The sequence below is a fragment of the Pseudomonas sp. genome (assembly GCF_041601375.1).
Classification (GTDB): domain Bacteria; phylum Pseudomonadota; class Gammaproteobacteria; order Pseudomonadales; family Pseudomonadaceae; genus Aquipseudomonas.
Window position 1 is genome coordinate 1 of record NZ_JBFIIG010000090.1, and the last position, 16,778, is coordinate 16,778.

A 16,778-nucleotide genomic window follows, 5' to 3' on the forward strand; every position below is an offset into this window, starting at 1 on the left:
TAGGGTGGGCGGTCGAGGCCGGGGAGTTCTTTTTTGTGCTTGCGGCACATTACGGTGCGGGTCATGGCTGCTCTCCAGTGTTCTGTTCTGTCGCGAGTGCGTCGGCCGCGCGCTTCAGCAGTTTCTTCACCGGGGCGGCAAGGCCCAGGCGCGGCGGTGTGGCGAGGTTATACCAGAGCCAGTCGGCCTCGGCCACGGCCGATGGCGCGGCGTCGACGCGGATCAGCCAGGGTTCAATGGCCAACTGGAAGTGGCTGAATGTGTGGCTCAGGCCGGCCAGTTCGCGGCGCTCGCCCAGTTGCAGAGCGTGGCGGTTGGCGAGCAGGTCGAGGCTGGGCAGGTCGTCCAGCTCCGGCAGGCTCCATAAACCGCCCCAGAGGCCGCTGGAGGGCCGGCGATAAAGCAGGACCTCGCCAGCCCGGCTGGTCAGGATCGGCATCAGGGTGCGCCTCTGCGGCAGCGTCTTGCGCGGCTTGGCGATCGGGTAGCGAATCTCCAGGCCGAGCAGGTGGGCCTGGCAGCCGCTTTGCAGCGGGCAGAGCAGGCAGCTGGGCTTGCTGCGGGTGCAGAGGGTAGCGCCCAGATCCATCATCGCCTGGGTGTAGTGGTTGACCCGTGCCTGCGGGGTCAGTCGCTCGGCCACCGTCCACAGCTGTTTGGCCACTTTCGGCTCGCCGGGGTAGCCCTCCTGGGCCACGTAGCGCGCCAGCACCCGCTTGACGTTGCCGTCGAGAATCGGCGCGCGCAGGCCCATGCTCAGGCTGGCGATGGCGCCGGCGGTGGAGCGGCCGATGCCGGGCAGCTCGGTCAGTTGCTCGACGTCGCGGGGGAATGCACCGTCATGCTCGGCCATGACGAGCTGAGCGGTCTTCTGCAGGTTGCGCGCGCGGGTGTAGTAACCGAGGCCGGTCCACAGGTGCAGCACTTCGTCTTCCGCGGCTTCGGCCAGGTCTTTAACCGTCGGCAGCGCGGCCATGAAGCGGTCGAAGTAGCCGAGCACGGTGCTGACCTGGGTCTGCTGCAGCATGATTTCCGAGACCCAGACCCGGTAGGGGCTGATGCCCTGTTGCCAGGGCAGGTCCTTGCGTCCGTGGCGGTCGTACCAGCCGAGGACCGCCGTGGAGAACTGCTCGGGGCTCATCGGTTGAACAGGCCCTTGAGGGCGTCTTTCAGTTCGGGGCTGACCTTGTCGCCGAGCTTTTCCTCGAGCTTCTCGTTGAGCTTGTCGCCGGCCAGCTTGGTGGCGACCTTGCCCATGCCGTCCTGATCCAGGCGGCAGGCTTTGCCGCCCATTTCCAGCGGGCCGCGGCAGCGGATCGGCCAGGCGATGCCGACATAGCGCTCGTTGACCTGGCAGGCCGGGTCGGGCATTTCGCGCTGGTCGCCGATCAGGGTGATGCCGATGCGGTAGTCGAGGCCGAGTACGCGCAGATCGACGTCGCCGTTGCCGCCGACAGCAAGGCCGGGGAGGCTGGCCTCGAGGTCCGGGTTGTGGGCCACGCCATTGAGGAAGCTCAGGCTGCCCTGCAGGGTCTCGAAGGGCGTGTCCTTGGCGCGCGGCTCGCTGCTCAGTGCCTTGCGGTTGAGGGCGGCAATGCCGCGGCAGAGTTGTTGCTCGAGGTTGGCGCCGACCAGCACGCCATCGTGGAGGGCGAAGTTGGCCGTGCCCTTGAGGCCGTCGACCCAGGCTTTCTGGCTGTTGCCGCTGGTGCTCAGGTCGGCTTGCAGGTCGAGCAGGCCTTTGACCGGCGCGGGCTGCTGATCGCTCTTGAGGAAGGGCTCTACGCTGATCCGCTGCAGGCGGTTCTGCAGGCTCAGCAGCGGGATGGCCGGGCGCACATCGACCGTCGCCTTGAGCTCGAAATTGCCGCTGCCGAGCTTGCCGCGCATCTCGTCCAGGGTCAGTTGCCCGGCCCGGCTCTTGGCCTTGAAGTTGAAGGCGCTGATGGCCTGCTTTTGGTAGGTCAGCTGGTCGAGGCTCAGCGCCAGTTGCAGGTCGAGGCTGCGCAGGCGCTCGATCGGCAGCACCGTGGCGGCGCTCCAGGCGTGCTGGGTGGGCGCCTTGGGCAGCGGCGTGCTGCCGCTCTGGCCCGCACTGGCGACGCTTTCCTTGACCTCGGCCTGGCGCGCAGCGCCGGCCTCCTGGCTGTCCTTGCTGGGCTTGGGCAGGTAGCGGTCGAGATCCAGGCTGTCGCCCTTGAGCTGCACGCGCAGGGCCTGCTTGGCGAAGTCGGCGATGCCGATCTGGCCGCTGAAGCTGCTGTCGTCGAGCTTCAGCTTCAGCTCTTGCATGGTCAGGCTGGTCGGGCTGCCGCTGAGGCGAGTGACCAGCTCGAACTGGCCGAGGGCCTTGTCATCGTTCAGCGGCGGCAGAGTCTGGCCGATGGTGGCGAGGAATTCGCGCAGGTTGACCGGCGCGATGGACAGGCCGCCGGTCAGTTTCGGCTCGCTGTCCAGGTCGCGGATTTTCACTTCGCCGAGGGCTCGCAACTGGTTGGCCGAGAGTTTCAGGCCGTTCCATTCGGCGATCTGGGCGGCCAGGTCGACCAGCAGTTGGCCTTGCAGGGAGTAGGTCAGGGTCTGTCCGTCGAAGGGCTCGCCGGAGGCTTCGCCGGAAATCCTGGCGTCTTCCAGTTGGTAGCGCTTGAGCGCACGGTTGAAGCGCAGCTCGCCTTGCAGTTCGCTGCGCGCCCGCACGACCGGCTGATTGGTGCCGAAGAAAGCGCTGAGTTTGACCGGGATGGCTGCTCCTTCGCGGATCGCCCCTGTGGTCAGCTGAATGCTTTCGGCGCTGAATTGCTGGCCTTTCTGCGCGTCGTGGTAGTCGATGCGCGCGCTGTTGACGATCAGGCTGTCGATATCCAGCTTGATCGGCTCGGCGCCTGACGGCGTGCTCACGGGCTGGTCGTCGGCGGCTGGTGCAGGGGTTGCGCCGGCGGTTGTGTTCGCGGCTGCGGCGGGTTGTGGCGGACGGCCGACATCTTCCCAGTTGCCGCGGCCTTTCTCGTCGCGCTGCAGGTTGAGGTTGAGGCCGTCGACGCGGATGTCGCTCATCTGCACTTCGCGGCGCAGCAGCGGCAGCACGCGCACCGACAGGCCGAGCAGGCGCAGGTCGGCAAAGGGCTGCTCGGGGGTGGTGGCGCTGGCCAGGGTGGCGTCGGTCAGCTCGAGGCCGAGCCAGGGGAACAGGCTCCAGCCGATGTCGCCCCTGAGGGTCAGTTCCAGGTTGGCCTTGTCGCGGGCCAGCTGGCGAATTTCGTCTTTGTAGTCGTTGGGATCGAACAGGTGGGTCAGGGCAAAGCCCAGGGCCACCAGGATCAGCAACAGCCCGAGAAAAAACAGACCCAGGATTTTGCCGAGCGCTTTCATGGACGATTCCTTGTTTCGGATAACTTGAATTGAGTCGGCGAGTATAGCGCCGACCGCCGCAATAGGCAGGCCGGTGAAAGTTCGGGTTGTGTGCTGATTTTGCAGGCGGCTTTCACAGCGCTCGCGCCACGCGTTCGGCGATCGCCAGGCTGGCGGTCAGTCCGGGCGACTCGATGCCGAACAGATTGACCAGCCCTGGCAGGCCGTGATCGCTGGCGGTTTGGATAAGGAAGTCGGCGGCGGGTTCCCCGGGGCCTGCGAGTTTCGGCCGGATGCCGCTGTAACCGGGCACCAGGCGCGTGCTGTCGAGGAGTGGAAAATAGCGGCGGATCGCTTCGGCAAAGGGCTCGCGCAGCTGTTCGTCGACCCGGTAGTCGATCTGCTCGAGGTACTCGGTGTCCGGGCCGAAGCGCACCTGGCCGCCGAGGTCGAGGGTGGCGTGGATGCCCAGGCCCGAGGTGTTGGCTTCCGGCAGCGGATAGATCAGGTGCCGGAAGGGCGCGCGGCCGCTGTAGCCGAAGTAGCGGCCGCGGCACAGGTGCAGGGTCGGGATCTGTGCGGCCGCCAGGCCGGCTGTGCGCTGCGCCAGTTGCTGGGCGAACAGGCCGCCGGCATTGATCACCCGCTGCGCCTTGAGCCGGAAGGCTTCGCCGGCGCTGCGGCCCGTGACGATCCAGCCGTCGGGGCCGGGTTCGAGTTGCTCGACGCGGGTCTGCAGGACCAGTTGGGCGCCCTGGTTCTCGGCGGCGGCGAGCAGCGATTGCAGGTAGGCATGGCTGTCGATGATCCCGGTGCTCGGCGACAGCAGCGCCGCGACGCCGCGCACGGAAGGCTCCAGCTCGGCGAGGCGGGCTTGCGCGACAGCTTGCAGGTCATGCACGCCACAGGCCTGGGCATTGGCGGCCAGCGCCTCGAGCTTGTCGCGTTCGGCCGTGCTGACCGCCACCAGCAGCTTGCCGATACGTCGGTGCGCCACCTGATGCTGGGCGCACCAGGCATACAGGCGCTCGCGGCCTTCCAGGCACAGTTCGGCTTTCAGCGAGCCGGGGGCGTAGTAGAGGCCGGCGTGGATCACCTCGGAATTGCGGCTGGAGGTGTGGCTGCCGATCAGCTGTTCCGCCTCGACGATCAGGCAGCTCTGCTGCGGTCGGGCCAGGCGTGCGGCGCAGGCCAGGCCGAGGGCGCCGGCGCCGATAATCAGGGTGTCGATACTGTCCATGCGGGCTTCGTTGCCGGGGTTTGGCGGGTTTGGCTGCCGCCCTTGGTGCGAGTCGGCGTCAGGCTGTCGAGCATAGCAAGATCTGCGGGGCTGGCTAAGCCTCGCCGGGCTTCTACCCCGATTGCTGGGGCTGGCGATGGGCGGATCGTCGTCCCGTGCGCCATTAGTCTGCCTGTGCGCACGGCGCCGGTAGCCGCCCAGGCCATGGCCCGCCTATAATGACGGCCCTTTCGTACAACGATTCTGTGGAGCTGGTGATGGCCGAACGTACGGCATCCGTCGAGCGCAATACCCTGGAGACCCAGATCAAGGTCTCGATCAACCTGGATGGCACGGGCAAGGCCAAGTTCGCTATTGGCGTGCCGTTCCTCGAGCACATGCTCGATCAGATTGCCCGTCACGGCCTGATCGACCTGGATATCCAGTGCCAGGGCGACCTGCATATCGACGACCACCACACCGTCGAAGACGTCGGCATCACCCTGGGCCAGGCCTTTACCCAGGCGATCGGCGACAAGAAGGGCATGACCCGCTACGGCCATGCCTATGTGCCGCTGGACGAAGCGCTGTCGCGCGTGGTGATCGACTTCTCCGGTCGTCCGGGCCTGCAGATGCACGTGCCCTTCACTCGGGCGGTGGTCGGCGGCTTCGATGTCGACCTGTTCCAGGAGTTCTTCCAGGGCTTCGTCAATCACGCCCTGGTCAGCCTGCACATCGACAACCTGCGCGGCACCAACACCCATCACCAGATCGAGACCGTGTTCAAGGCCTTCGGCCGCGCCCTGCGCATGGCCGTCGAGCTGGACCCGCGCATGGCTGGGCAGATGCCGTCGACCAAGGGTGTGCTCTAGATGCAGACGGTCGCTGTCATCGATTACGGCATGGGCAATCTGCATTCGGTGGCCAAGGCGCTGGAGCACGTCGGTGCCGGCCGGGTGCTGGTGACCAGCGATGCCCAGGTGATCCGCGAAGCCGATCGCGTGGTGTTTCCCGGGGTCGGTGCGATCCGCGACTGCATGGCCGAGATCAAGCGCCTGGGCTTCGACGAGCTGGTGCGTGAAGTCAGCGTCGATCGGCCGTTTCTCGGCATCTGCGTCGGCATGCAGGCATTGCTCGAACGCAGCGAAGAGAATGACGGGGTCGATTGCATCGGCCTGTTCCCCGGTCAGGTGCGCTTCTTCGGCAAGAATATGGTCGAGGATGGTGAAAAGCTGAAGGTGCCGCACATGGGCTGGAACGAGGTGAGTCAGGCGGTCAGGCACCCGCTGTGGCACGACATTCCGGACCTGGCACGCTTCTACTTCGTGCACAGTTATTACGTCGAGGCCGGCAAGCCGCAGCAGGTGGTCGGTCGCGGTCATTACGGCAAGGACTTCGCCGCGGCGCTGGCCGAGGGCTCGCGCTTCGCCGTGCAGTTCCACCCGGAGAAAAGCCATACCCATGGCCTGCAACTGCTGCAGAACTTCGCCGCCTGGGATGGGCGCTGGTAGATGAGCAAGGCCAAACACAAGCCGCCGATCCTCAGCCTGACGCCGGAGCAGGAGCGTGAGGCGACCAGTGCCCTCAAGCGTTTCATGGAGGAGCGCTTCGAGCTGCAACTGGGTTCGTTCGAGGTCGCGGAGATCCTCGAGCTGTTTACCCGCGAAATTGCGCCGCACTATTACAACCGGGCGATTTTCGATGTGCAGACCGTCCTCAAGGACAGGTTCGAGAGCATCGAAAGCGACCTCTGGGCGCTCGAGAAGAGCTGATCCTCACCGAATCCAACGACTTGAACAGGTTCAACCGATGCTGATTATTCCCGCTATCGATCTGAAAGACGGCGCCTGCGTGCGCCTGCGCCAGGGCCGTATGGAAGATTCCACGGTGTTCTCCGACGACCCGGTGAGCATGGCCGCCAAGTGGGTGGACGGCGGCTGCCGCCGCCTGCACCTGGTCGACCTGAATGGTGCCTTCGAAGGCCAGCCGGTCAACGGCGAGGTGGTCACCGCCATCGCCCGGCGCTATCCGCACCTGCCGATCCAGATCGGCGGTGGCATCCGTTCGCTGGAAACCATCGAGCACTACGTGCGCGCCGGCGTCAGCTACGTGATCATCGGCACCAAGGCGGTGAAAGATCCGCAATTCGTCACCGACGCCTGCAAGGCCTTCCCGGGCAAGGTCATCGTCGGCCTGGATGCCAAGGACGGTTTCGTCGCCACCGATGGTTGGGCCGAGGTGTCCACGGTGCAGGCCACCGACCTGGCCAGGCGCTTCGAGGCCGATGGGGTGTCGGCCATCGTTTATACCGATATCGCCAAGGATGGCATGATGCAGGGCTGTAACGTCGAGGCCACCGCGGCCCTGGCCGCCGCCAGCCGGATTCCGGTGATCGCCTCGGGCGGTATCCACAACCTCGGCGATATCGAGAAGCTGCTGCTGGCGCGCTCGCCAGGCATCATCGGCGCCATCACCGGCCGGGCGATCTATGAAGGCACCCTGGATGTGGCCGAAGCGCAGGCGCTGTGCGACACCTACAACGGCTGATGTAGGGCGGGTGCAACCCGCCACGCTCGACGCATTGTTTATCGGTGGGTCGCACCCACCCTACGGGAACACCGCTATGGCACTGGCAAAACGCATCATCCCCTGCCTCGACGTGGACAACGGCCGCGTGGTCAAGGGCGTCCAGTTCGAGAATATCCGCGATGCCGGCGACCCGGTGGAGGTCGCCCGCCGTTACGACGAGCAGGGCGCCGACGAGATCACCTTCCTCGACATCACCGCCAGCGTCGACGGTCGCGACACCACCCTGCATACGGTCGAGCGCATGGCCAGCCAGGTGTTCATTCCGCTGACCGTGGGCGGCGGCGTGCGCAGCGTGCAGGACATCCGCAACCTGCTCAATGCCGGCGCGGACAAGGTCTCGATCAACACCGCGGCGGTCTTCACCCCCGAGTTCGTCGGCGAGGCGGCTGCGCGCTTCGGTTCGCAGTGCATCGTCGTCGCCATCGACGCCAAGTGCGTTTCGTTGCCCGGCGAAACCCCGCGCTGGGAAATCTTCACCCACGGTGGGCGCAAGCCGACCGGTCTGGATGCCGTGCTCTGGGCGAAGAAGATGGAAGACCTCGGCGCCGGCGAGATTCTCCTCACCAGCATGGATCAGGACGGGGTGAAGCGCGGCTACGACCTCGGCGTCACCCGTGCCATCAGCGAGCTGGTCGGCATCCCGGTGATCGCCTCCGGTGGCGTCGGCAACCTCGAACACCTGGCCGCAGGCATTCTCGAGGGCAAGGCCGATGCGGTACTGGCCGCGAGCATCTTCCACTTCGGCGAATACACCGTGCCCGAAGCCAAGGCCTATCTGGCCAGTCGCGGCATCGTGGTGCGCTGAGAGGCTGCCGAGCGAAGCTGGGAGCGAGTCGGCAGCATTCGCCGGCACGCTGCGTTAGTGTGTCGGCTGGCGTCTGCCGAGGCGCTGCAGGACACATGCATAAATGCGTCATGGCCTGTCTGCCAGCGGACAGGCCGGGGCATTCCCCATGGTGCGACTGGGCGCAGATGAACGGGCTGAGTATGCTGCGCTGTCCTGCCTCCCGCGAAATTGTCCTGCCCTCACCAAATAAAGAGTATGCACATGTACAAACGCCTGCTGTTTGCGCTGGCCGGCGTCGTATTCGGGCTGAGTGCTAGCGCTCACGCCGAATTGGCGCCGGACTATCGCGTGGTTCTGCTCACCGAGAACTTCCCGCCCTACAACATGGCGAGCAACGGCAAGAACTTCGCCCGGGAAGACAATCTGCACGGCATCGCCGTGGATATCCTGCGCGAGATGTTCAAGCGCGCCGGAATCGACTACAGCATGACCCTGCGTTTCCCCTGGGAGCGTATCTACAGGCTGGCGCTGGAGAAGCCGGGTTACGGCGTGTTCGTCACCGCGCGTCTACCCGAGCGGGAAGCGCTGTTCAAGTGGGTCGGGCCGATCGGTCCGGACGATTGGGTATTGCTCGGGCGCAGCGACAGCACTATCACGCTGGACAGCCTGAAGGATGCCGGGCGGTACAAGGTCGGCGCCTACAAGGGCGATGCGATCGCCGACCATCTGCAGCAGCAGGGCCTGCAGCCGATTACCGCCTTGCGCGACCAACTGAACGCCAAGAAACTCATGGCCGGGCAGATCGACCTCTGGGCTACCGGCGACCCCGCCGGACGTTACCTGGCGAAACAGGCGGGTGTCTCCGGATTGAAAACGATCCTGCGTTTCGACAGCGCCGAGTTGTACCTGGCGCTCAACAAGGGGGTTCCCGACGAGGTGGTACAGAAGCTGCAGTCTGAACTGGACCGGATGCGCGCAGAAGGATTGGTTGACGACATCCGCAACAGTTATCTGTAAAACAGGACTCAGCAACTTGGCCACGAGCCGGGCTGCCGCTAGCCACAATCTCCACACTTGCGAGCGGGAAGACTAATGTTGAAGAAAATTATAAAAAGCAGTCTGTTGTTCGGCCTTCTCTTCAGCGTCTGCGCGGCCCATGCCGAGTTGCCCTATGGCTACAAGGTGGTACTGCTGACCGAGAACTTCCCGCCGTTCAATATGGCGGTCGACGACAAGAACTTCGCCCGTGACGACGGCATCGACGGCATCAGCGCCGAGATCGTCCGGGCGATGTTCAAGCGCGCCAAGATCGACTACAGCCTGAGTCTGCGTTTCCCCTGGGACCGGCTGTACCGGCTGACCTTGGACAAGCCCAATTACGGGCTGTTCTCCACCACCTTTACCCCGGAGCGCCAGCCGCTGTTCAAGTGGGTGGGACCTATTGCCAACACCGGCTGGGTGCTGCTTGCCGCGCCAGGCAGCAACCTCAGTGTGGCGAGCTTGCAAGAGTCCGGGCAGTACAAGGTCGGCGCCTACAAGAACGATGCGGTCAGCCAGCATCTGGAAAGCCAGGGGCTGCAGCCGATCAACGCGCTGCGCGACCAGCAGAACGTGCAAAAGCTGATCAAGGGACAGATCGACCTGTGGGCCACCACCGACCCGGTCGGGCGCTACCTGGCCAAGCAGGAAGGCGTCGGCGGTCTGACCACCGTGCTGCGCTTCAATGAGGCTGAGCTCTACCTGGCGCTGAACAAGGACACCCCGGATGAGGTGGTGCAGCGCTTGCAGAAGGCGCTGGACGAGCTGCGCAGCGAAGGTTTCGTCGAGGAGATGACCAACAGCTATCTGTAGTCGTTAACCGGCGTTAAAAAGCCCGGCCTTGAGTGATCAAGGTCGGGCTTTTTGCTTGGGATGGGTTCAATCGCCGCGGGTGATGCTCAGCCCCTTGAGCAGGTTGAGCGCCTGGCTCAGCTGGTAGTCGTCATCCTGTGGGCGCGCCGGCTTGCTGGCTTGGCCCCGGCTCGGTTTGTCCGCGCCGCCGTTGCCGTTGCCCAGGTGGCCTTGCAGGTCGGCTTCCTTGATGTTGGCCTCACCCTGTTCGCGGGTCAGTTTGGCGCGCGCCACTTCGATGTCCGGCACTATGCCCTGGGCCTGGATCGAACGGCCATTGGGGGTGTAGTACAGGGCGGTGGTGAGCTTCAGGGCGCTGTTGTTGTTCAGCGGCAGCACCGTTTGCACCGAGCCCTTGCCGAAGCTGTCGGTGCCCATCAGCACGCCGCGTTTGTGGTCTTGCAGGGCGCCGGCGACGATTTCCGAGGCCGAGGCGCTGCCGCCATTGATCAGCACCACCAACGGCACGCCTTCGCTGGCGTCGATCGGGTCGGCGGAGAAGCGCAGCTCGGAGTTGGCGATGCGTCCTTCGGTGTAGACGATCAGGCCTTTCTTGAGGAAATGGTCGGATACCTCGACCGCGGCCTGGAGCACGCCGCCGGGGTTGTTGCGCAGATCCAGGACCAGGCCGTGCAGCCGCTTGCCGTTGTCCTTGCGCAGCTTGTTCAGGGCCTTGCCGACTTCCTCGCCGGTATTGAACTGGAACTGGGTGATGCGCACATAGCCGTAGCCGTCCTCGAGCAGTTGGCTCTTGACGCTCTTGACCTTGATCACTGCGCGGGTCAGTTCGACGTCGAAGGGCTTGCCGCCCTCGCGCACCAGGGTCAGGCGGATCTTGCTGCCGGCTTCGCCGCGCATCTTGTCGATAGCTTCCAGCATCGACAGGCCCTTGGTCGGCTGGCCGTCGATCCTGACGATCAGGTCGCCCGGCAGGATCCCGGCTTTCGAGGCCGGGGTGTCGTCGATCGGCGAGACCACCTTGACGAAGCCGTCTTCCATGCCGACTTCGATGCCCAGGCCGCCGAACTCGCCGCTGGTGCTTTCCTGCAGCTCGCGGAAGGTTTGCGGGTCGAGGTAGGCGGAGTGGGGGTCGAGATTGCTGAGCATGCCCTTGATCGCATTTTCCAGCAGGGTCTTGTCGTCGATCGGTTCGACATAGGCCGCCTTGATGCGATCCAGCACCTCGGCGAAGGTGCGCAGCTCGTCCAGCGGCAGCGGCGCCTTGTCAGTCGCGATGGTCGCCGCCGGCAGCGCTTCGGCGGCCTGCAGCAGGTGAGGGCCGCCGAGCAGTGCGATAGCCAGGGCCAGAGAGGTGAGGCGAGACAGATGCGGCATGTCGAACTAACTCCTAGAGAGGTGAGCGCAGCGCTTATCCTTGCGTGCGGCACCATTGCGCAGGGTCGCTGGGGCGGCCCTGCTGGCGGATCGCGAAATACAGCGCGGGAGTGTCTTGCCCGCCGCTGGTGCCCACTGTGGCGATGGGTTCGCCGGCGTTGACTACGTCGCCGGCGTCCCTGAGCAGGCTCTGGTTGTGTCCATACAGGCTCAGGTAGCCATTGCCATGATCGAGAATGACCAGAAGCCCGGCGCCGCGCAACCAGTCGGCGAACACCACGCGGCCGCCATGCACGGCGCGGACCTGGCTGCCGGCGCTGGCGCCGATCAGTACGCCATCCCATTTGGTCCGCGCGTCAGTGCCGCGCGGGGTGCCGTAGCGGGCGACCAGGCGGCCATCGACCGGCCAGGGCAATTTGCCGCGGGCCTGGGCGAAAGGCCCGCCATAGGTGCTGCCAGAGCTGACCAGTGGGCCGCTGCCAGGCTTGCTGGCGGCTGCGGTGCTGCTGCGCTGTTGCTCGCGTGCGGCGATCAAAGCCTGTTGCCGTGCCTGTTCGGCTTCGCGCGCTTGGCGGGCCAGGGTCGCTTCGATAGTCTTCAGGACCCTGGCCAGTTGTGCCTGCTCCTGCTGGCGGGCCTTGAGCTTGCGGTCGCGGGCGGAATATTCCTGGTTCAGTTTGGCCAGGGCCAGCTGGCGTTCCTTGCGGGCCTGGGCGAGTTGCTCGACGCGCGTGTCCAGGGCGCTCTTGTGTTCCAGCAGCTGGTTCTGCTGGTTGACGATGTCCTGTTCGACGTTGGCCAGCTGACGCAAGGTTTCGTTGAAGGTGGCCAACTGCTCCATGCGCGCTTCGCTGAGGTAGTCGTAATAGGTCAGGGTGCGCGAGAATTTTTCCGGATTCTGCTGGTTAAGCAGCAGCTTCAGGTATTCCTGGCGGCCGCTCTGGTAGGCGGCGCGGGCTTGAATGCCGATCAGTCGTTGTTGCTCGAGGCGCGCGTCATTGAGTTTTTTTTTCTCCTGGTCGAGGCGCTGGATTTCCTCTTCGCCGTCTTTCAGGTTTTTCTGCAGCTCCTTGACCTGCTTTTCCAGTTCGCCCATTTCGGTTTCGGTCTTGCGCAGGTCTTTCTGCACTCCGGATTTGTCCTGCTGCAACTTCTCCAGCAGCTTTTTCAGCTCGGCCACGTCGCTGCGCGCGGCTTCCAGCTGTTTCTGGGTGGCGGCTTTCTCGTCGGCAAAGGCCGGAGTCAGCAAGCAGGCGAGGAAAATCAGGGCAAGGAGGCGAAACATGGTACTGGCGACACCTGGGCGGGAGACGGGCCTAGTATGCCTAAAAATCCAGCGGCAGGCTGCAAGATGCGTTGACCGCTCGGCGCTGCCGGCAGTCCCGGGGTTGCCGGGTTGTTGGGCCTCGCGGAGCTCCGCCCAACCTACGCAGGCCAGTGTCGTGTCAATCCTGAAATGGCGGATCACTGTAGGGTGGGTGAGGCCGCCTAGGTCGGGCCGCGCAGGTTAGCGGCGCGGATCAGGCACCGCCATCGTGGCGCGCCGCGTAACCCACCAGGCGATATGCCTGCGTTGCGCCAATGGTGGGTTACGGCGCAACGGATCTTGCGGGTTCATCGCTATCGGCAGCGTGCGCCTAACCCACCCTACAGGGGATCGCGGTATATGGGTAAGACCGCGATTGACCGACATTTCAACGTTGTCGTGACACTACTTCAGCTGAATGATGCTGGTGCCGGTCATTTCCTCTGGGATCGGCAGGCCCATCAGGGTCAGCATGGTCGGCGCCACATCGGCCAGCACGCCGCCTTCGCGCATGCTCAGCGGGCGCTTGCCGATGTAGATGAAGGGCACCGGCTCGCAGGTGTGGGCGGTGTGCACCTGGCCGGTGCAGGCATCCTCCATTTGCTCAACGTTGCCGTGGTCGGCGGTGAGCAGGGCCTCGCCGCCGACCTTGTCCAGCGCCGCGACGATGCGGCCGACACAGCTGTCCAGGAACTCCACGGCCTTGACCGCGGCGTCGAACACGCCGGTATGGCCGACCATGTCGCCGTTGGCGTAATTGACGACGATCACGTCGTAACGCTGCTGCTCGATGGCCTCGACGATCCGGTCGGTGACCTCCGCTGCGCTCATCTCGGGCTGCAGGTCGTAGGTGGCGACATTCGGCGACGGAATCAGGATGCGCTCCTCACCTTCGAACGGTTCTTCGCGCCCGCCGGAGAAGAAGAAGGTGACGTGGGCGTACTTCTCGGTCTCGGCGATACGCAGCTGGGTCTTGCCGTTCTTCGCCAGGTATTCGCCGAGCACATTGGTCAGGCTGGCCGGGGCGAAGGCGCTGGGCGCCGGAATGCTCGCGGCGTACTGGGTGAGCATGACGAAGCCGGCCATTTGCGGCAGGCGCGCGCGCGGGAACTCCTGGAAATCGGGCTCGACGAAGGCGCGGGTCAGTTCGCGGGCGCGGTCGGCGCGGAAGTTCATGAACACCACGGCGTCGCCGTCTTCGACCCGGACCGGCTCGCCGAGGGTGGTGGCTTTGACGAACTCGTCGTTCTCGCCGCGGGCATAGGCGGCCTGCAGGCCTTCGAAGGCATTGCTGGCGTTGAACTGGCCCTGGCCGTTGACGATCAGGTTGTAGGCCTGCTCGACGCGGTCCCAGCGGTTGTCGCGGTCCATGGCGAAGTAGCGGCCAATCAGGCTGGCGATACGGCCCTTGCCGAGCCTGGCGAAGGTGCTGTCGAGCCGTTCGATGAAGGCCTGGGCGCTTTTCGGCGGGGTGTCGCGACCGTCGAGGAAGGCGTGCAGATAAATTTTATCGGCGCCGCGTTGGGCGGCCAGTTCGGCCATGGCGACCAGGTGGTCCTGATGGCTGTGCACGCCGCCGTCGGACAGCAGGCCGAGGATGTGCACGGCCTTGCCGGCGTTCACCGCCCGATCCACCGCACCGGTGATCGCCGGGTTGTCGAAAAACTCGCCGTCGCGGATGGCCTTGGTCACCCGGGTGAAGTCCTGATACACCACGCGGCCGGCGCCGAGGTTCATGTGGCCGACCTCTGAATTGCCCATCTGGCCGTCCGGTAGGCCGACGTCCATGCCTGAGCCTGAGATCAGGCTGTGCGGCTGGTTGGCGCGCAGCTGGTCGTAGACCGGCGTGTTGGCGGCATGGATGGCGTTGTATTCGGTGCTGTCACTGTGACCGAAGCCGTCGAGAATGATCAGGACCAAAGGTTTGGGCGTGGCGCTCATTAATCTGGCTCGCTGTGCATGAAGGGCGAAAGGCCGGACATTTTAAGGCCTGGTGTCGGATCCGTCACCGCTGGGCGGGGTGTGGCCGACCTGTGGGGCTGTGTATACTGCCGGGATTTTACCGTCCCCGGAACCACCTCATGCTTGCCAATCTGATTGAATTTGCCTCTACCCACTATGTATTGGGCGGATTGTTCGTTGTCCTGCTGGCGCTGCTGATCTTCACGGAACTGCGCAAAGGCGGGCAAAGCCTGAGCAGCCGCCAGCTGACCGCCTTGATCAACCAGGAGCAAGGCCTGGTACTGGATGTGCGCGGGCAGAAGGATTTCTCTGCCGGCCATATCGTCGGCGCCCTGCATATCCCCTATGAAAAAGTCGCCAGCCGCATCGCCGAGCTGGAAAAGTACAAAGACAAGACCCTGATCGTGGTCGATGCCATGGGCCAGCATGCCGGTACGGTCAGTCGCGACCTGAAAAAAGCCGGTTTCAATGCCGCCAAGCTGTCTGGCGGGATTGCCAGCTGGCGCGGCGACAACCTGCCATTGGTGAAGTGATATGTCCGCCGTCGTCATTTATTCCAGCGATTGGTGCCCCTACTGCATGCGCGCCAAGCAGTTACTGGCCCGTAAGGGCGTGAGCTTCGATGAAATCAAGGTCGACGGCCAGCCCGAGGTGCGCGCGGAGATGACCCGCAAGGCGCGGCAGACCTCGGTACCGCAGATCTGGATCGGCGGCAATCATGTTGGTGGTTGCGACGATCTGTATGACTTGGAGCGCGCGGGTAAGCTGGATGCGCTGCTCGAGGCTTAGTACTCTCCTCCTTTTCAACTCAGTACCCACGACAAGAAGGCTTTGCCATGACTGAACAAGCTAGCAACGGCGGCGCCGCCCAGGGCGAACAGAATCCGCAGTTTTCCCTGCAGCGCATCTATGTCCGCGACCTGTCCTTCGAGGCGCCGAAGAGCCCGGAAATCTTCCGTCAGGAATGGACCCCGAGCGTTGCCCTGGACCTGAACACCCGGCAGAAGCCGCTCGATGGCGACTTCCATGAAGTGGTGCTGACCCTTTCGGTCACCGTGAAGAATGGCGAAGAAACCGCCTTCATCGCCGAAGTTCAGCAAGCCGGGATCTTCCTGGTCAAGGGCCTGGACGCCGCGTCCATGAGCCACACCCTGGGCGCGTTCTGCCCGAACATCCTGTTCCCCTATGCGCGCGAAACCCTGGACAGCCTGGTGGTGCGCGGCTCTTTCCCGGCCCTGATGCTGGCGCCGGTGAACTTCGACGCGCTCTACGCGCAAGAACTGCAGCGCATTCAGCAGCAGGCTGGCGAGGCCGCTCCGGCCCATTGAGCCGTTGCCGCAGATAAAAAGCGCCCTTAGGGGCGCTTTTTTGTGCGTGGCAGGCTGCCGAGGCGGTGGTGCGCACGGCGCACCCTACTCGGATAGCGCTGCAGTTTTTTATTGCGCTGCGGCGAAATCCTGCTGGCGCCAAGCCTCGTAGACCGCCACCGCCACGGTATTGGACAGGTTCAGGCTGCGACAGCCTTCGCGCATCGGCAGGCGCAGGCACTGCTCGGCCGGCAGGCCGTCGCGGATGTCCTGGGGCAGGCCGCGGCTTTCCGGGCCGAACAGGAAGGCGTCGCCGGGCTGGTAGCGCACCTGGTGATAGAACTGGGTGCCTTTGGTGGTGAAGGCGAAGACCCGCGGCTGGCCGAGGCTCTGCAGGCAGCCGGGGAGGTCCGCATGGCGCTGCAGGGTGGCGTATTCGTGATAGTCGAGGCCGGCGCGGCGCAGGCGCTTGTCGTCCAGCTCGAAGCCCAGTGGCTCGATCAGGTGCAGGTGGCAGCCGCTGTTGGCGCAGAGCCTGATAATGTTGCCGGTATTCGGCGGAATTTCCGGTTGAAAAAGGATCACGTGAAACATGCTCGGCTCCAAGCCTGAAGACGCTCGGCATTCTACTCCTGATCCGGGCCCGCGACCGCGTCCCTGGGCGCGGGTGATCGGCTCCCTGGCCTTATTCGGTTTTCTGATCGGCCTGATGATCGGCCGTATGCTGCAGCCCGACCCTTTGCGGCTGGCCAGTGTCGAGGTGGTGGAGCAGGGGCTGCAGCTGTGGTTCAACGTCGAGCCGAGGGCGCGTGCCGACCACATCGGCGGGGTGTTTTTCCTGCGGGTCGAGAGTCTGGGGCGCGAGCAGCAGGGGCAGTTGCGCCTGCAGGGCAAGGTGGTCAATTGGCGGCTGCGACGCGAGGGGCGGGACTTGCTGCTGCGGGTGCTGGCGGCCCGTCCGCTGCGCGGCGAGTGGCATGCCGAGGAGCTGGACGGGCGCTGGCGGCTGACGATCAGCCTGGCGTACGAATAAAA

18 protein-coding genes are annotated in these 16,778 nt (G+C 64.7%); 11 read left to right on the forward strand and 7 right to left on the reverse strand.

Annotated elements, in window-relative coordinates:
- Positions 1-61: 61 nt before the first annotated feature.
- The 3 genes from mutY to ABZE94_RS12935 all read right to left on the reverse strand — a co-directional run bounded on the left by mutY (position 62) and on the right by ABZE94_RS12935 (position 4,588).
- The gene (mutY, locus tag ABZE94_RS12925; RefSeq protein ID WP_372875916.1) at positions 62-1,141 is read right to left on the reverse strand and encodes an A/G-specific adenine glycosylase; all 1,080 of its coding nucleotides are present in this window, start codon (positions 1,139-1,141) and stop codon (positions 62-64) included.
- On the reverse strand, positions 1,138-3,369 hold the full coding sequence (locus ABZE94_RS12930) for an AsmA family protein (protein ID WP_372875917.1): 2,232 nt from the start codon (positions 3,367-3,369) through the stop codon (positions 1,138-1,140). The genes mutY and ABZE94_RS12930 overlap by 4 nt, the downstream gene beginning before the upstream one ends.
- Before the next feature lie 112 nt (positions 3,370-3,481).
- The gene (locus tag ABZE94_RS12935; RefSeq protein WP_372875918.1) at positions 3,482-4,588 is read right to left on the reverse strand and encodes an NAD(P)/FAD-dependent oxidoreductase; all 1,107 of its coding nucleotides are present in this window, start codon (positions 4,586-4,588) and stop codon (positions 3,482-3,484) included.
- A 257-nt stretch (positions 4,589-4,845) separates the two neighbouring features.
- On the opposite strand from ABZE94_RS12935, the gene hisB reads away from it, so the two are divergent.
- The 7 genes from hisB (at position 4,846) to ABZE94_RS12970 (ending at position 9,794) form a co-directional block, all read left to right on the forward strand.
- On the forward strand, positions 4,846-5,439 hold the full coding sequence (hisB, locus tag ABZE94_RS12940; protein ID WP_289635637.1) for an imidazoleglycerol-phosphate dehydratase HisB: 594 nt from the start codon (positions 4,846-4,848) through the stop codon (positions 5,437-5,439).
- Positions 5,440-6,078, forward strand: a complete 639-nt coding sequence (gene hisH / locus ABZE94_RS12945; RefSeq protein WP_372875919.1) for an imidazole glycerol phosphate synthase subunit HisH — start codon at positions 5,440-5,442, stop codon at positions 6,076-6,078.
- Positions 6,079-6,339: a DUF2164 domain-containing protein gene (locus ABZE94_RS12950; protein ID WP_372875920.1), complete on the forward strand. Its 261-nt coding sequence runs from the start codon at positions 6,079-6,081 to the stop codon at positions 6,337-6,339.
- A gap of 37 nt (positions 6,340-6,376) precedes the next feature.
- The gene (gene hisA, locus ABZE94_RS12955) at positions 6,377-7,114 is read left to right on the forward strand and encodes a 1-(5-phosphoribosyl)-5-[(5-phosphoribosylamino)methylideneamino]imidazole-4-carboxamide isomerase (protein ID WP_372875921.1); all 738 of its coding nucleotides are present in this window, start codon (positions 6,377-6,379) and stop codon (positions 7,112-7,114) included.
- A gap of 76 nt (positions 7,115-7,190) precedes the next feature.
- Entirely contained in the window at positions 7,191-7,961 is a 771-nt protein-coding gene (hisF, locus tag ABZE94_RS12960; protein ID WP_372875922.1) for an imidazole glycerol phosphate synthase subunit HisF, read from the forward strand.
- A 243-nt stretch (positions 7,962-8,204) separates the two neighbouring features.
- Positions 8,205-8,960, forward strand: a complete 756-nt coding sequence (locus tag ABZE94_RS12965; protein WP_372875923.1) for a substrate-binding periplasmic protein — start codon at positions 8,205-8,207, stop codon at positions 8,958-8,960.
- Between the two features lie 75 nt (positions 8,961-9,035).
- Positions 9,036-9,794, forward strand: coding sequence for a substrate-binding periplasmic protein (locus tag ABZE94_RS12970; protein ID WP_372875924.1), 759 nt, complete (start codon positions 9,036-9,038; stop codon positions 9,792-9,794).
- Between the two features lie 66 nt (positions 9,795-9,860).
- Here ABZE94_RS12970 and ABZE94_RS12975 read toward each other — a convergent pair whose 3' ends face one another.
- From ABZE94_RS12975 to gpmI, 3 genes are all read right to left on the reverse strand, one after another.
- Entirely contained in the window at positions 9,861-11,168 is a 1,308-nt protein-coding gene (locus tag ABZE94_RS12975) for a S41 family peptidase (RefSeq protein ID WP_372875925.1), read from the reverse strand.
- A gap of 34 nt (positions 11,169-11,202) precedes the next feature.
- Entirely contained in the window at positions 11,203-12,453 is a 1,251-nt protein-coding gene (locus ABZE94_RS12980) for a murein hydrolase activator EnvC (RefSeq protein ID WP_372875926.1), read from the reverse strand.
- A gap of 426 nt (positions 12,454-12,879) precedes the next feature.
- Entirely contained in the window at positions 12,880-14,415 is a 1,536-nt protein-coding gene (gene gpmI, locus ABZE94_RS12985) for a 2,3-bisphosphoglycerate-independent phosphoglycerate mutase (RefSeq protein WP_372875927.1), read from the reverse strand.
- A gap of 140 nt (positions 14,416-14,555) precedes the next feature.
- On the opposite strand from gpmI, the gene ABZE94_RS12990 reads away from it, so the two are divergent.
- Genes ABZE94_RS12990 through secB form a run of 3 tightly spaced genes read left to right on the forward strand, consistent with a single transcriptional unit; the run spans position 14,556 to position 15,764 of the window.
- Positions 14,556-14,969, forward strand: a complete 414-nt coding sequence (locus tag ABZE94_RS12990; RefSeq protein WP_372875928.1) for a rhodanese-like domain-containing protein — start codon at positions 14,556-14,558, stop codon at positions 14,967-14,969.
- Between the two features lies 1 nt (position 14,970).
- Positions 14,971-15,225, forward strand: a complete 255-nt coding sequence (grxC, locus tag ABZE94_RS12995; RefSeq protein WP_372875929.1) for a glutaredoxin 3 — start codon at positions 14,971-14,973, stop codon at positions 15,223-15,225.
- Between the two features lie 47 nt (positions 15,226-15,272).
- Positions 15,273-15,764: a protein-export chaperone SecB gene (gene secB / locus ABZE94_RS13000; RefSeq protein ID WP_372875930.1), complete on the forward strand. Its 492-nt coding sequence runs from the start codon at positions 15,273-15,275 to the stop codon at positions 15,762-15,764.
- A gap of 108 nt (positions 15,765-15,872) precedes the next feature.
- On the opposite strand, the gene trmL is transcribed toward secB, so the two are convergent.
- Positions 15,873-16,337, reverse strand: coding sequence for a tRNA (uridine(34)/cytosine(34)/5-carboxymethylaminomethyluridine(34)-2'-O)-methyltransferase TrmL (trmL, locus tag ABZE94_RS13005; RefSeq protein WP_372875931.1), 465 nt, complete (start codon positions 16,335-16,337; stop codon positions 15,873-15,875).
- On the opposite strand from trmL, the gene ABZE94_RS13010 reads away from it, so the two are divergent.
- Positions 16,336-16,776, forward strand: coding sequence for a hypothetical protein (locus ABZE94_RS13010; protein WP_372875932.1), 441 nt, complete (start codon positions 16,336-16,338; stop codon positions 16,774-16,776). The two genes, trmL and ABZE94_RS13010, sit on opposite strands and share 2 nt — an antisense overlap.
- Positions 16,777-16,778: the final 2 nt, after the last annotated feature.

Coding starts and splice junctions, on each gene's coding strand:
- mutY (WP_372875916.1), bottom strand. CDS start 1,141: ATGAGCCCCGAGCAGTTCTCCACGGCGGTCCTCGGCTGGTACGACCGC.
- ABZE94_RS12930 (WP_372875917.1), bottom strand. CDS start 3,369: ATGAAAGCGCTCGGCAAAATCCTGGGTCTGTTTTTTCTCGGGCTGTTG.
- ABZE94_RS12935 (WP_372875918.1), bottom strand. CDS start 4,588: ATGGACAGTATCGACACCCTGATTATCGGCGCCGGCGCCCTCGGCCTG.
- hisB (WP_289635637.1), top strand. CDS start 4,846: ATGGCCGAACGTACGGCATCCGTCGAGCGCAATACCCTGGAGACCCAG.
- hisH (WP_372875919.1), top strand. CDS start 5,440: ATGCAGACGGTCGCTGTCATCGATTACGGCATGGGCAATCTGCATTCG.
- ABZE94_RS12950 (WP_372875920.1), top strand. CDS start 6,079: ATGAGCAAGGCCAAACACAAGCCGCCGATCCTCAGCCTGACGCCGGAG.
- hisA (WP_372875921.1), top strand. CDS start 6,377: ATGCTGATTATTCCCGCTATCGATCTGAAAGACGGCGCCTGCGTGCGC.
- hisF (WP_372875922.1), top strand. CDS start 7,191: ATGGCACTGGCAAAACGCATCATCCCCTGCCTCGACGTGGACAACGGC.
- ABZE94_RS12965 (WP_372875923.1), top strand. CDS start 8,205: ATGTACAAACGCCTGCTGTTTGCGCTGGCCGGCGTCGTATTCGGGCTG.
- ABZE94_RS12970 (WP_372875924.1), top strand. CDS start 9,036: ATGTTGAAGAAAATTATAAAAAGCAGTCTGTTGTTCGGCCTTCTCTTC.
- ABZE94_RS12975 (WP_372875925.1), bottom strand. CDS start 11,168: ATGCCGCATCTGTCTCGCCTCACCTCTCTGGCCCTGGCTATCGCACTG.
- ABZE94_RS12980 (WP_372875926.1), bottom strand. CDS start 12,453: ATGTTTCGCCTCCTTGCCCTGATTTTCCTCGCCTGCTTGCTGACTCCG.
- gpmI (WP_372875927.1), bottom strand. CDS start 14,415: ATGAGCGCCACGCCCAAACCTTTGGTCCTGATCATTCTCGACGGCTTC.
- ABZE94_RS12990 (WP_372875928.1), top strand. CDS start 14,556: ATGCTTGCCAATCTGATTGAATTTGCCTCTACCCACTATGTATTGGGC.
- grxC (WP_372875929.1), top strand. CDS start 14,971: ATGTCCGCCGTCGTCATTTATTCCAGCGATTGGTGCCCCTACTGCATG.
- secB (WP_372875930.1), top strand. CDS start 15,273: ATGACTGAACAAGCTAGCAACGGCGGCGCCGCCCAGGGCGAACAGAAT.
- ABZE94_RS13010 (WP_372875932.1), top strand. CDS start 16,336: ATGCTCGGCTCCAAGCCTGAAGACGCTCGGCATTCTACTCCTGATCCG.
- trmL (WP_372875931.1), bottom strand. CDS start 16,337: ATGTTTCACGTGATCCTTTTTCAACCGGAAATTCCGCCGAATACCGGC.